Annotated in this window: 13 protein-coding genes; 3 read left to right on the top strand and 10 right to left on the bottom strand. The window is 65.8% G+C overall.

Features of this window, described 5'->3' with window-relative positions:
• Positions 1-15 precede the first annotated feature (15 nt).
• Positions 16-342, bottom strand: a complete 327-nt coding sequence (clpS, locus tag CHB86_RS00255) for an ATP-dependent Clp protease adapter ClpS (RefSeq protein WP_245837724.1) — start codon at positions 340-342, stop codon at positions 16-18.
• A 131-nt stretch (positions 343-473) separates the two neighbouring features.
• Between clpS and CHB86_RS00250 the strand changes: the two genes are divergently transcribed.
• Both CHB86_RS00250 and CHB86_RS00245 read left to right on the top strand, forming a co-directional pair.
• Entirely contained in the window at positions 474-1,172 is a 699-nt protein-coding gene (locus CHB86_RS00250) for an HAD family hydrolase (protein ID WP_089230552.1), read from the top strand.
• Between the two features lie 179 nt (positions 1,173-1,351).
• Positions 1,352-2,851 (top strand): D-alanyl-D-alanine carboxypeptidase family protein, encoded by a 1,500-nt coding sequence (locus CHB86_RS00245; RefSeq protein WP_089230551.1) that lies wholly within the window; start codon positions 1,352-1,354, stop codon positions 2,849-2,851.
• 84 nt (positions 2,852-2,935) lie between these two features.
• Here the strand turns inward: CHB86_RS00245 and ccoS are convergent, their stop codons facing one another.
• From ccoS to ccoN, 8 genes are all read right to left on the bottom strand, one after another.
• Positions 2,936-3,094, bottom strand: coding sequence for a cbb3-type cytochrome oxidase assembly protein CcoS (gene ccoS / locus CHB86_RS00240; RefSeq protein ID WP_089230550.1), 159 nt, complete (start codon positions 3,092-3,094; stop codon positions 2,936-2,938).
• Between the two features lie 4 nt (positions 3,095-3,098).
• On the bottom strand, positions 3,099-5,306 hold the full coding sequence (locus CHB86_RS00235; protein ID WP_425445397.1) for a heavy metal translocating P-type ATPase: 2,208 nt from the start codon (positions 5,304-5,306) through the stop codon (positions 3,099-3,101).
• Between the two features lie 6 nt (positions 5,307-5,312).
• A complete protein-coding gene (locus CHB86_RS00230) occupies positions 5,313-5,762 on the bottom strand; it encodes a FixH family protein (protein ID WP_089230549.1) in 450 nt (149 codons plus the stop codon).
• 2 nt (positions 5,763-5,764) lie between these two features.
• Positions 5,765-7,210, bottom strand: a complete 1,446-nt coding sequence (gene ccoG, locus CHB86_RS00225; RefSeq protein WP_089230548.1) for a cytochrome c oxidase accessory protein CcoG — start codon at positions 7,208-7,210, stop codon at positions 5,765-5,767.
• 569 nt (positions 7,211-7,779) lie between these two features.
• Complete coding sequence (ccoP, locus tag CHB86_RS00220) at positions 7,780-8,676, bottom strand: cytochrome-c oxidase, cbb3-type subunit III (RefSeq protein WP_089230547.1); 897 nt, start codon at positions 8,674-8,676, stop codon at positions 7,780-7,782.
• The gene (locus tag CHB86_RS00215) at positions 8,673-8,873 is read right to left on the bottom strand and encodes a cbb3-type cytochrome c oxidase subunit 3 (RefSeq protein ID WP_089230546.1); all 201 of its coding nucleotides are present in this window, start codon (positions 8,871-8,873) and stop codon (positions 8,673-8,675) included. The genes ccoP and CHB86_RS00215 overlap by 4 nt, the downstream gene beginning before the upstream one ends.
• Before the next feature lie 13 nt (positions 8,874-8,886).
• Positions 8,887-9,612, bottom strand: a complete 726-nt coding sequence (gene ccoO, locus CHB86_RS00210) for a cytochrome-c oxidase, cbb3-type subunit II (RefSeq protein ID WP_089230545.1) — start codon at positions 9,610-9,612, stop codon at positions 8,887-8,889.
• 15 nt (positions 9,613-9,627) lie between these two features.
• On the bottom strand, positions 9,628-11,235 hold the full coding sequence (gene ccoN, locus CHB86_RS00205; protein ID WP_089230544.1) for a cytochrome-c oxidase, cbb3-type subunit I: 1,608 nt from the start codon (positions 11,233-11,235) through the stop codon (positions 9,628-9,630).
• Positions 11,236-11,434: 199 nt separating this feature from the next.
• Here ccoN and CHB86_RS00200 point away from each other — a divergent pair, with 199 nt between their 5' ends.
• Entirely contained in the window at positions 11,435-12,271 is an 837-nt protein-coding gene (locus CHB86_RS00200) for a universal stress protein (protein WP_089230543.1), read from the top strand.
• 100 nt (positions 12,272-12,371) lie between these two features.
• Here the strand turns inward: CHB86_RS00200 and fnrL are convergent, their stop codons facing one another.
• The gene (gene fnrL, locus CHB86_RS00195; RefSeq protein ID WP_089230542.1) at positions 12,372-13,118 is read right to left on the bottom strand and encodes a transcriptional regulator FnrL; all 747 of its coding nucleotides are present in this window, start codon (positions 13,116-13,118) and stop codon (positions 12,372-12,374) included.
• Between the last annotated feature and the right edge of the window lie 6 nt (positions 13,119-13,124).

Genomic DNA, 13,124 nt, shown 5'->3' with positions numbered 1-13,124 from the left:
CGCCCTATGGCGCGGTCATTCCTTTTCCATGGTGCATTGCAGCGGGTGCTGGTGCCGGCGGGCGAAATCCATCACTTGCGCCACTTTCGTCTCGGCCACCTCGTGGCTGAACACGCCCACAACGGCAACGCCGCGCTTGTGGACCACCAGCATCAGTTCGAAGGCCTGCGCATGGGTCATCCCGAAGAACCTCTCCAGGATATGGACCACGAACTCCATCGGCGTATAGTCGTCGTTCAGCAGCAACACCTTGTAGAGCGGCGGACGCTGGGTGCGCGGCCGCGTCTTGGTGGCCACACCCGTCTCGCCGTCGGTCCGGTCGTCATCGTCTGCGGACAGGATGGGATCGCTCAGGCGTTTCAAGGCGCGGTGCGCTCCATTGGCTACTGGGAATTGGGGCGTTCGTTGCGGTTATATAGTCGTCACACAGGGTCTGAAAAGGGTTCAGACGCGCGTGGCGGGGGGAATGGGCGATGAAAATCACCACAATCGGTTTCGACGCGGACGACACGCTTTGGCACAACGAGCGCTTCTACGTGCTGACGCAGGACCGATTCGCCGACCTTCTGAGCGATTACAGCGACCGCGACAGCCTCGACGAGCGCCTGCTCGAGGCGGAGCGGCGCAACATCGGCCACTACGGATACGGCATCAAGGGCTTCATGCTGTCGATGATCGAGACCGCGATCGAGGTCACCGATTCCCGGGTTCCCGCCTCGGTGATCCACCGGATTCTCGAGATCGGCCAGGACATGCTCCGCCACCCGATCGAACTCCTGCCCGAGGCCCGCGCCGCGGTGGAGGCGATGGCGAATTCCGATCACCGCGTGCTGCTGATCACCAAGGGTGACCTTCTGGACCAGGAGCGCAAACTCACGGAATCGGGGCTTTGGGAGTATTTCGACGGGGTGGAAATTGTCTCGGAAAAGACGCCCGAGGTCTATGCCCGCGTCTTCTCCGCCCATGGTGACGGGCCGGAGCGCGCCGTGATGGTCGGGAATTCGATGAAATCCGACGTCCTCCCGGCCATCGAGGCCGGGGCCTGGGGCGTCCATGTGCCGTTCCAACTGGCTTGGGCGCTGGAGCAGGCCGAGGCGCCCGAGGGCCACGCACGTTTTCGTGTTCTGGAGAACCTCGGGCAGTTGGCCGGCCTGGTGGACGAGATCGGCTGAGATCTGGTGCCTTGGGCCAAACTGGCCCCGAGATGTTGCGATGTGGCTTGAATGTCACCTCGAAAGCGCTTGAAAGCGAACGCTTTTCGACTCCCCTTTGTCGTGCTACCTTTGTCACGAGCAAAAGAATCCGACCCGGAAAACCGGGCGGGACGAGGCAGACAGAGGCAGGCTTCGAGATGACGACGAGCATTGGCGGGCGCCGTGCGCTCGCGATTTCCGTGATATTTATCCTCACCTTCAGTGTCATGATCGGCACCAGCATCCGTGCCGGCGCGGCGCCGTTCGCCGCCATGGTTATGGACGCACGCAGCGGCGAGGTGCTGTATTCCCAGAACGCCGACACCAGGGTGCACCCGGCGTCGCTGACCAAGATGATGACGCTCTACGTGGCGTTCGAGGCGATCGAGCATGGCGAGATCGGGCTCGACACCAAGGTCCGCATCTCCAAGAAGGCGGCGAACGAGGTGCCCTCGAAGCTGGGCCTGCAGGCCGGGCAGACCATCGAGCTCCGCTACCTGATCCGCGCCGCGGCGGTGAAGTCGGCCAACGATGCCGCCACCGCAATCGGCGAGGCGATCGAAGGGAGCGAGGCCGCCTACGCCCGGCGCATGAACCGCACCGCCAAGGCGCTCGGCATGACCCGGACGACCTTCAAGAACATGCACGGCCTGACCGAAGAGGGGCATCTGTCGACCGCCCGCGACATGACGATCCTCGGCCGTCACCTGTTCTATGACTACCCGGCTTACTACAACCTGTTCTCCCGCCTCGAGACGGATGCCAAGCTTCGCACGGTCGCGAACACCAACCGAAAGTTCCTGAGCTCCTACAAGGGCGCCGACGGGATCAAGACCGGGTTCACCAACGCCGCCGGTTCCAACCTCGTGGCCTCGGCGCATCGCGGCGACACCCGTATCATCACCACTGTCATGGGCGCCACCTCCAGCACCGCGCGCAACGCGAAGGTGGCAGAGCTGATGGACATGGGTTTCAGCCGCGCGCCGCGGCTGGCCAACGTCCGCAAGCCTTCCCCGCCGCAATATGTCGGCAATGGCGGCGCTCCGGGCGCCAAAACCATCCAGGTCGCCCGCGCGGTCAATCAGTCGATCCGGCCGGTCGGCCGTCCGGTCCGTGGCGCGCCTGCCGACGTGAAACTCGCGGCGATGCAGACCGGGATCGAAGCCGCCGTGGCCCTGGCCGCCGGGGCGAAGGAAGCCATCGAGGACGCCGTGGAGACCGCGGCCGTCACCTCGACCGAGGCTCCCGAGGCGCGGCCTCAGGCAGACACCGAGACGGAGACGGTCCAGATGGCCGCCTTCACCACCAGCCCCAACCCGGAACCCCGCCCGAAGCGGCTCGACTTCGCCGCCGCCAAACCGCAGGCGCAGGCCGCGGCCGAGCAGGTCGTGGTGAGCCGCGTCTCCACGTCGGGCGGCCGCCGCTGGGGCATCAACGTCGGCGCCTATCCCTCGCGGTACAAGGCCGAGCGCGTGCTGCTGAAGACCGCCCTGACCGAGATGGCGACGCTGGACGGCGCGCTGCGCAAGGTCGCCCAAGGCGCCAAGGGGTTCGAGGCCAATTTCATCGGCCTCAGCGAAGAGCAGGCCGGCCTCGCCTGCCGCAAGCTCGAAGCCCGCGGCACCGAATGCAGGACGATCAGTCCGAACGGTTCCTGACGGAACGCGGCTCAATCCAGACCACTCACGCGCAAATGGCGGCCTGTCGGGGCCGCCATTTTCGTATCGCCGGCGCGCGACCGATCAGGACTTGGGCTTGTCGTCGAACTCGTCCGACAGGATCCGGTGACTGTCGCCTTCCGGATCGTCGTATTGATCGCTGCGGACCGTCCAGAAGAACGCGACAAGTCCCAACCCGCCGAGAAACAGCGAGATCGGGATCAGGAAGGCGAGGACTTCCATTGCGTCACCTCAGGCGGAGCGAGTTCAGGGAGACGGTGATCGAGGAGGCCGACATCGCGAGCGCCGCCGCCAGCGGGGTGGCGAAGCCGGCGATGGCGATCGGCACGGCGATCACATTGTAGACCGTGGCGATGGTGAAGTTCTCCCGGATCCGGGTCACGGCGGAGTGTGCCGTGGTGACCGCGGCAGAAATCGGGGCGATGTCCTCGCCGAGCAGCACGATGTCGGAGGCCACCCGCGCCGCATCGAGCGCCGAAGCCGGCGAGATCGAAGCATGGGCGGCGGCCAGCGCGGCGGTGTCGTTCAGGCCGTCGCCGACCATCAGCACCCGCCGTCCGGCCGCGGCGAGTTCCTCGACCCGCGCGGCCTTGTCCGCGGGCAGCGCCTCGGCCGTCACGTCCTCGATGCCCAGCCGCTCGGCAAAGGCGCGGACCGCCGGCGCGGCGTCGCCCGAGATCAGCGCGACGTGCAGCCCGGCGTCCTTGAGCCCGCGCACGGCCTCCTCGGCGCCCGGCCGCAAACGGTCGGTGAAGCCGAAGCAGACAGGCGCCTCGCCCTCGACCGCGAGCCAGGCCGATGTGCGCGCGCCGGGCGCCGCGCCGACCCAGGCCGCCCGGCCGAGCCGGACGCGCCGCCCCTGCCACCTGGCCTCGGTGCCATAGCCCGGCACTTCCGCGAGCGAATCGACCGACGCGGGCGCAATGCCACGCGCCTGCGCGGCCTCCGCGAGCGCGCGGGAGAGCGGGTGCGACGATCCCTCCGCCAGCCCTGCCGCGAGCGCCATGACTTCTTCGGGGATCGCCTCCGGCTCCTCCAGCTCTGGCGCACCCAGCGTGAGCGTGCCGGTCTTGTCGAAGATCACCGTGTCGACCTCGGCCAAGCGCTCCAGCGCGGTGCCGTCCTTGATCAGCATGCCCTTGCGGAAGAGCTTGCCCGAGGCGGCGGTGGTCACCGCCGGGACGGCGAGCCCGAGTGCGCAGGGGCAGGTGATGATCAGCACCGCCGCAGCGATGTTGAGCGCCAGCCGCGCGTCCTGCGTGTAGAGATACCAGCCGATTGCCGCAACGGCGGACAGGATGTGCACGCCCGGCGCGTAGAGCCCCGCCGCGCGGTCGGCGAGCGAGGTGTAGCGGTTCTTGGTGCTCTCGGCCATCGCCACGAGGTCGGCCATCCGGTGCAGGGAGCTGTCCCGCCCGGCGGCGGTGACGCGGATCGTGAGCGGGCCGGTCAGGTTGACCTCGCCCGCGCTCACCTCGCGCCCCGGCTCGGCAAAGACGGGCAGCGTCTCCCCGGTCAGCAACGACCGGTCGATCTCGCTGGTTCCTTCGCCGATCACCCCGTCCACCGGCATCCGCCCGCCGGGACGCACGCGGATCAGGTCGCCCGGAGCGAGCTCCGCCACGTTCACCACCTGCGGCGCACCGTCGACCAGCCGCTCGGCGCGTGGCACCTCCAGCGCCGCCAGTTCCTCGGCGGCGGAGCGGGCGATGGCGCGGGTCCGGTGGTCCAGGTAGCGACCCGCGAGCAGGAAGAAGGTGAGCGAGATCGCGGCGTCGAAATAGGCGTGCTCACCCGAATGCGCGGTCTCGTAGAGCGAGGTGCCGAGCGCCAGCAGGATCGCCAGCGTGATCGGCACGTCCATGTTGAGCCGCCCGTGCCTGAGCGCCGCCCAGGCATTGCGGAAGAACGGCTGGCCGCAGAATGCGATGGCCGGAAAGGCGATCAGCGCAGAGATCCAGTGGAACAGGTCGCGCGTGGCATCGGCCGCCCCGGACCAGACCGCCACGGACAGCAGCATGACGTTCATCGCAGCGAAACCCGCCACCGCCAGCCGCATCAGCAGTTCGCGCCCCTGACGGTCCGTCGCCGTGGCGCTGAGCGCCGCGCTCTCCAGCTCGTGCGCCTCGTAGCCGACACCGTTGACCGCTTTCACCAGGTCCCCGGCGGTCACGCCGGGATCGGCCTCCACCGTGGCGCGCTTCAGCGTCAGGTTGACCCGGGCCGAGCGCACGCCCGGGTGGGCGTCGAGCGCCCGCTCCACCGTGGTGATGCAGGCAGCGCAATGGATGCCGGGAAGCGACAGAAGCAGCCGGCCGGGTCCGGCCTCCTCGGTCCGTGCGCCGCTCGCTGCAATGCGCCGGGCCATCGGCGCGGCATCGCAGGCCGGGCAGGCGGAGGCGGTGGGCGGAGCGCTGTAGGTGCTGTCGGTCATTCCCGCTCAGTCGACGACATGGAGAGCGATTCGCTGGCGGAACGGCGTGCCGTCCGGCGCCGTTGCGACCATGCGAATATTCCAGTTTCCGGGTGCAAGGTCCACTGGCGCGGTGAAGGTGCCGTCCCGATAGCTGAAGTCGGGTTCGAAATCGTCCTTCACATGGGTGGCCCGGCCGAGGATCGCCTCGAGGCTCTCGACCTCCACCGGATAGCCGCTGCGGCCGGTGAAGGCGATGGTCAGCAGGCCGTCTTCCACATCGGCATCCACCGTCCAGCCCAGCGCCTCCTGCGCGGCCTTGTCGTCGTTGAAGGTCTGGCTGGCGACGTAGCTGTTCTTGACCTCGAGGCCGGGAAAGCTCCCGACGGCCAGCACCGCCATGGTGATGTTGACCGCGATGATCACGCCGAAGGCGCTGGCGGTGATGATGAACACCTTGCGACCGGTAAGGGGCATGTTCAGTTGTCTCCTGTGCCGACGAACGTGGAGTCCTTGTACACCCTTTCGCCATTGGAAAGGTCCTCGATCCAGAAGCGGATCTCGCTCCGGTCAGCCATCGCCGCCTCCGAGCCGGCCGGCGCGAGCACATAGACCCGCTGCTTGCCGGTGGTGTCGGCGGGCACCATGAAGCTCTCGTAGGGCGTGCCCTCGACGGCGAGGCGCAACTCGAGGTGATCGGAGACCAGCGTCACGCGGAAGCGCCGGTCGTCGCCGTGCTTGTTGCGCAGACCGAAATCGTAGGTGTTGCGAATCGTGCCGTCCGACATGGTGACATAGACCGGCTGGCGCACCGGATGGACGGTGGCCGAGATATCCGGCCGGACGAACAGCGCCACGACGAGCCCGACGCCGACAGCGGACCATAGGAAGGTGTAGAGCATGGTGCGAACGCGGAACACGTGCGACCAGGCCGACCGCGGCGTCTCCCCTTCCCGCTCGCGGGTCTCGTCGCTCAGCGCCAGGTAGCCGATCAGGCCGCGCGGCTTGCCGATCTTGTCCATGATGTCGTCGCAGGCATCGATGCAGAGCGCGCAGGTGATGCACTCGAGCTGCTGCCCGTCGCGGATGTCGATCCCCATCGGGCAGACGTTCACGCAGGCCATGCAGTCGATGCAATCGCCCAGCTCTCCCGCCTCGGCTTCAGCCGACTTGCGATGCTTGCCGCGCGGCTCGCCGCGCCAGTCGCGGTAGCCCACAGTGATCGTGTCGGGGTCCATCATCGCCGCCTGGATCCGGGGCCAGGGGCACATGTAGATGCAGACCTGCTCCCGCATGAAGCCACCGAAGACCAGCGTTGTGAAGGTCAGGATGGCGATCGACGTATAGGCGGCGGCGTGGGCGTTCAGCGTGAAGAGATCGCCCAGCAGGGTCGGCGCGTCGGTGAAATAGAACACCCAGGCGCCGCCGGTGGCGATCGCGATCAAGGTCCAGACGACATACTTGGTGACCCGCAACCGCAGCTTGCGGGCATCCATCTTCTTCTGGCGGTGCAGACGCAGGCGGGCGTTGCGGTCGCCCTCGATCCAGCGCTCCACGAGGATGAACAGGTCCGTCCAGACAGTCTGCGGGCAGGTATAACCGCACCAGACCCGCCCGAGCGCGGAGGTGAACAGGAACAGCCCGAGCCCCGCCATGATCAGCAGGCCGGCGACGAAATAGAACTCGTGCGGCCAGATCTCGATCCAGAAGAAAAAGAACCGCCGGTTGGCGAGATCGACCAGAACCGCCTGGTCGGGCAGGTTCGGGCCACGGTCCCAACGGATCCAGGGCGTCAGGTAATAGATGCCCAGGGTGACTACCATGATCACCCACTTCAGGTTGCGGAAGCGACCGCTGACCTTGCGGGGAAAGACAGGTTCACGGGCGGCGTAAAGCTGTTCGGGCTGTGTGCCTGTATCGCTCACGGAAAATCTCCGGTGGATGAGGGTTCGCGGTCCTGCCCCTATACGGAGCGCACGGAAAAGGTGTCATTGACATGCATCAATTGCGGTCGTGCCGCCCGCGGTTCCGGAAGTGATACCAAATGCCGGAACCGCAGAAACTGCGCCCGCGTGTCGCGCGCGGTAAATTGAATGTGAAACCGTGAGTGGGGGCCGAAAAGAAAGGCGCCCCGGACCTCCTAGGAAACGCGCGAACAGGACGGAGGGCCGGGGCGTATCTTCCAGGGGAGGACACCCTCTGGAAACGCTATGTTTTGTTCGACTTGGCGGATCATCGGGCCGTTTGGCCGGCTGGCTCCGTCGTTGCCGTTGAACCTGTTTTAGGTTCCGCGGCCGTTCCGAACCTTGATCCAGATCAAACGCGGATGCCCGATGTGCCTTTGATTTGTCATATCGGCCATGCACTTAGATCATGCCGGAGTGTCGTGGCCCGTCTCAGGGGCCACTTGTTTCCACGGTGTCCCTTCCAAAAGAGAATGCCCCGCCTCCGGCACACGGAGGCGGGGCATCGGGTGGATACCGCTTTTGGGCGATCACTCGGCGGAGGCAACCCCACCGCCCAGGCTGTGGACATAGGTGGCCACCGCACGGACCAGCGCCTCGTCGACCGCCGATTCCGGGGCCCCGCCACGCGGCGGCATGACGCCGGCGCGACCGTTCCACAGGGTCTCGAACAGCGTTTCCTGATCGCCGCCGTAGAGCCAGATCGCGTCGGTCAGGTTGGGTGCGCCCAGCGTGATGTCGCCGGTGCCGTCGTCCGCATGGCAGGAGGCGCAGTTCTCGGCGAAGAGCGTCTCGCCCTCCGCGGCCAGCGCCGCGTCATGCTCCTGGCCGGAGATCTGCTGCACATAGGCGACGACCTGGTTGATCTGCTCTTCGGTCAGCAGCTGGTCGCGCCCGAAGGCCAGCATGTCACCGAAGCGCGAATCGTCGTTGTAGCGGATACCGTAGGTGATCGTGGTGTGGATCTCCTCGATCGTGCCGCCCCAGAGCCAGCTGTCGTCGAGCAGGCTCGGGTAGCCCGCCGCCTGCGCGCCTTGTGCACCGGCACCGTGACACTGGGCGCACCAGGTCCGGAACACGGCAGCGCCGGCGTTCTGGGCGTAGCTGTTCAGCTCCGGGTCCGCCGCGATCTCGGTCAGCTCCGCCTCGACCAGCCGCTGCTTGATGCCGGCGTTGGCGTCCTCGAACATGGCGATCTCCTCGGCCACGTTGGCCCGGGTCGAATGGCCGAGCAGACCGGCCGTCGCCCCGTTCACCAGCGGCCAGGCGGGGAAGAAGATCGTGTAGATCAGCGCCCAGACCACCGTCGCGTAGAAGGTCCACAGCCACCAGCGCGGAAGCGGGTTGTTGTACTCTTCGATCCCGTCCCAGCTGTGTCCGGTCGTGCCGACGTCGTCGGTCTTTTTCTTCACGGGTTGTTTGCTCATTCCCGAACCTCCTTGGGGTCCAGTTCCGTCGGGTCCGCTGGCGCGTCCTCGTGCCGGAAGATGATATTTGCACTGTCGCGTTGAGCCTTGGCGCTGCCGGGCCGGAAGACCCAGAGAATCACGCCGAGGAACACGAGCACGAGGAACAGCAGCATCCAGCTGTCCGCGAACTCGCGCATGAGGGAGTATGTGTCCACGCTCCCCTCCTCCTTAACGGCTGGCGTCAGGTTCGAAGGTCGAGAAGTCGACAAGGGTGCCGAGCATCTGGAGATAGGCGATCAGCGCATCCATCTCGGAGATACCGGGCTCGCCGTCGAAGTTGCGCACCTGCGCACCCGGGTACCGCTCCAGCAGCGCGTCGTAATCGCTGTCCGGATCGGCCTGGGCGACGAAGTCCGCCATCGCGTTCTCGATCATCTCGTCGGTGTAGGGCACACCGACCGCGACGTTCGTCTCCATGACCTCCTGAATGTATTTCCCGTCCAGCATCCGGTCGAGCAGGAAGCCGTATTTCGGCATCACGGATTCGGGAACCACCGACTGCGGGTTGACCAGGTGGTCGACGTGCCAGTCGTCGGAGTAGCGCCCGCCGACGCGGGCGAGGTCCGGCCCCGTCCGCTTTGAGCCCCACTGGAACGGGTGGTCATATTGCGATTCCGCCGCGAGGCTGTAGTGGCCGTAGCGCTCCACCTCGTCCCGCATCGGCCGGATCATCTGGCTGTGGCAGACGTAGCAGCCTTCGCGGATGTAGATGTTGCGCCCCTCGAGCTCGAGCGGGGAGTAGGGGCGAACGCCCTCCACGTCCTCGATCGTGTTCTCGAGATAGAAGAGCGGCGCAATCTCCACGATGCCACCGATGGTGACGACGAAGAAGCTGAGCGCGAAGAGGATCGTCGCGTTGGTCTCGATGATCTTGTGCTTGTCGATAAGAGCCATCTGTCCTGCCCTCCCTTACTCGGCCGGCGCCGCAACGGCGGCCGGGGCGGCTTTCGGCTGACCGCGGGTGACGGTGAGCCAGAGGTTGGCGCACATGATGATCGCGCCGGTGAGGTAGAGCACGCCGCCGAGGCCGCGCACGACATACATCGGGAACTTGGCTTCGACGGTGTCGGCGAAGGAGTTCACGAGGAAGCCGTTGGCGTCGACTTCACGCCACATCAGGCCTTCCATGATGCCGGTCACCCACATCGAGGCCGCGTAGAGCACGATGCCGATGGTGGCGAGCCAGAAGTGCCAGTTCACCGCGGCGTTGGAATAGAGCCCTTCGCGCTTCCACAGGCGCGGCGTCAGGAAGTAGAGCGCGCCGAAGGTGATCATGCCGTTCCAGCCGAGCGCACCGGAGTGCACGTGGCCGATGGTCCAGTCGGTGTAGTGGCTGAGCGAGTTCACCGCCTTGATCGACATCATCGGGCCTTCGAAGGTGGACATGCCGTAGAAGCCGACGGAGACGACCATCATGCGGATGATCGGGTCGGTCCGCAGCTTGTCCCAGGCGCCCGAGAGCGTCATCAGGCCGTTGATCATGCCACCCCAGGAGGGCATCCACAGCATGATCGAGAACACCATGCCGAGGGTCGAGGCCCAGTCCGGCAGCGCGGTGTAGTGCAGGTGGTGCGGACCGGCCCAGATGTACAGGAAGATCAGCGCCCAGAAGTGGATGATCGAGAGCTTGTAGGAGAACACCGGGCGCTCGGCCTGCTTCGGCACGAAGTAGTACATCATGCCCAGGAAGCCCGCCGTCAGGAAGAAGCCCACTGCGTTGTGGCCGTACCACCACTGGGTCATCGCGTCCTGCACGCCGGAGAACAACTGCACCGACTTGGACCCGAAGATCGACACCGGCAGGCTGAGGTTGTTGACGATGTGCAGCATCGCGACCGTGACGATGAAGCTCAGGAAGAACCAGTTTGCCACGTAGATGTGCTTTTCCTGGCGCTTCAGGATCGTGCCGAGGAACACGGCGAGATAGGCGACCCAGACGATCGTCAGCCAGAGGTCGACGTACCATTCCGGCTCGGCATATTCCTTCGACTGGGTGGCGCCCAGCAGGTAACCGGTGGCGGCCAGCACGATGAAGAGGTTGTAGCCCCAGAAGACGAACCAGGCGAGGTTGCCGCCCCAGAGACGCGCCGCGGAGGTCCGCTGCACGACGTAGAACGAGGTCGCGAGCAACGCGTTGCCACCAAAGGCGAAGATCACCGCCGAGGTGTGCAGCGGCCGCAGCCGTCCGAAGTTCATGTAGGGTTGCGCCCATTCGAAGTTGAGCACCGGGAAGGCCAGCTGAAAGGCGATGAACGTGCCGGCGAGAAAGCCGACCACGCCCCAGAAGGCGGTCGCGACCACGCCATAGCGAACGACGCCGTCGAGATATCCCACGGACACCTCCGCCGCCGGTTTTTCCTCGTCGATCTGACGCACGCTCCAGATGAATGCGACCCCGGCAGCGACCATGATGATGATCGCATGGACGAGATAGGCTGCGTCACGTGCGTAGTTGGCTGCGATGGCGGCTGCCAGCGCCAATAGCCCCAACGCCGTGACCTTGGCGTAATCCCACATGGTTTGTCCCTTGGTTAGTTGGAGGAGGGAACAATATCCCTCCCCTTTGCGTTTCTCACTCGCTTCTGAGGATACGGGTTCGCATCCGCATTGATCTAGGTCAATGTCGTCGCAGGGACTGCTTGAGACAGGTCAAGGTGCCACGATGGCTGCGGCCCTACATTCCAGATCAGACACCGACTGCCCGGAGGTGGGCCAGATGGCTTACAAATCGATCCTCACGATTCTGACCAATACGAACCTCGACGGCTCCGCGTTGCGCGGCGCCATCGCGATGACCCGCAACCAGGATGCGCATCTCGATATCCTGGCCCTTGGCATCGATCACTCGACGCCCGGCTACTATTATGCCGGCACCAACGCGATGATCGAGCAGGCAACCCTGGAGCGCGCGCGCCAGGAGGCCCAGGAAATCGACGAGGCCGTGCGCGCCGCCATGGCCACGGAAGATTGCCGCTGGTCCAGCGATGCGGCGCTGGCGCAGATCGGCACGATCCAGAACCTCGTCGGCAACCGCGCACGCTTTTCCGATCTCGTGGTGCTTCCCAAGCCCTATGGCGACGACAAAGGCGTGGCCGAGGAGGCGGTGATCGAGGCGGCGCTCTTTGCCGGCAACGTGCCGGTGCTCGTCATGCCCGATGGGACCCTCGCCAGGAAGCCCGAGCGGATCGTCGTCGCCTGGAACCAGAGTGCCGAGGCGCTCGACGCCGTGCGCGCCGCGCTGCCGCTGCTCAAGCAGGCGTCGATGACCAATATCGTGATCATCGACCCGCCGCGGCACGGGCCGGACCGCTCCGACCCCGGCGGGATGCTGTCGCAGATGATCTCGCGCCACGGCGTGAAGGCCGAGATCTCGGTGATCGCCGCCACGATGCCGCGCACTGCGGATGTGCTGGCCCGTCACTGCGAGGACCAGCAGGCCGACATGCTCGTGATGGGCGCCTATGGTCACTCGCGCTTCCGCGAGGCGATCATGGGCGGAGCGACCCGAGACATGCTGGAAGCCGCGAAGGTCCCGGTGTTCATGAGCCACTGACGGAAGGGCCGACAATTGGGAGCAGGGCCGAACCGGCCCGCTCCCGTTCCGAGGCGTTTACGGACAACCCTTGATCTGAAGTAGGCCGGATACCCCCGTCTCAGACAGGGATGCCGCCGTCGGTATCGTCACCCGTCTCAAGCATCAGGCGGTCGAAATCCGGCACCGACACGTGCCGCTTGCCGGCCAGCTCGATCACCCCTTCGCGCTTGAGCGCCGAAACCTGGCGGCTCACCGTCTCCAGCGTCAGGCCGAGGTAATCGGCCATCGCCTCGCGGGTCAGCGGCAGGTCGAACTCCATGCGCCCCCCTGCCCGGCCGAGGTTGATCGAGGCATTGCGGCGGGCGATGATGGCCAAAAGGCTGGCGATCTTTTCGCGCGCGGTCTTGCGCCCGAGCAGCAGCATCCATTCCCGCGCCGCGTCCAGCTCGTCGAGGGTCATCTCCAGCAGGCGTTGCGCGATATGTGGGGTGTTCCGCATCAGGTCCTCGAAGGGCCGCCTACGGAAACAGCACATCACGACGTCGGTGGTGGCCGTCACATCGTAGCTCGCCATCTCGCGCCCGGGCCGCCCCATGAAATCGGACGGCAGAAGCAGACCGACCATCTGCGTGCGCCCGTCCTCGAGCGTCTGGCTCAGGGTGGCGATTCCGCTGACCATCGTGGCGACGAAATCGAGCTTGTCTCCCGTCCAGGCGATGGTCTGGCCAGCCTCGAAGGTCCGGTAATACTTCATTTCCTCGAGCTGATCGAGTTCCTGGGTATCACAGCGCGCACAAACCGCGCGGTGACGGATCGGACAATCCGAGCATTCCAGATGCGTCAGTTCGATTTCCTGCATTTCCATCCGCGC

Source organism: Tropicimonas sediminicola (genome assembly GCF_900188335.1).
GTDB classification, from domain to species: Bacteria; Pseudomonadota; Alphaproteobacteria; order Rhodobacterales; family Rhodobacteraceae; genus Tropicimonas; species Tropicimonas sediminicola.
The sequence above is the reverse complement of the archived record's forward strand: the minus strand, read 5'-3'. Positions and strand labels throughout refer to the sequence as shown.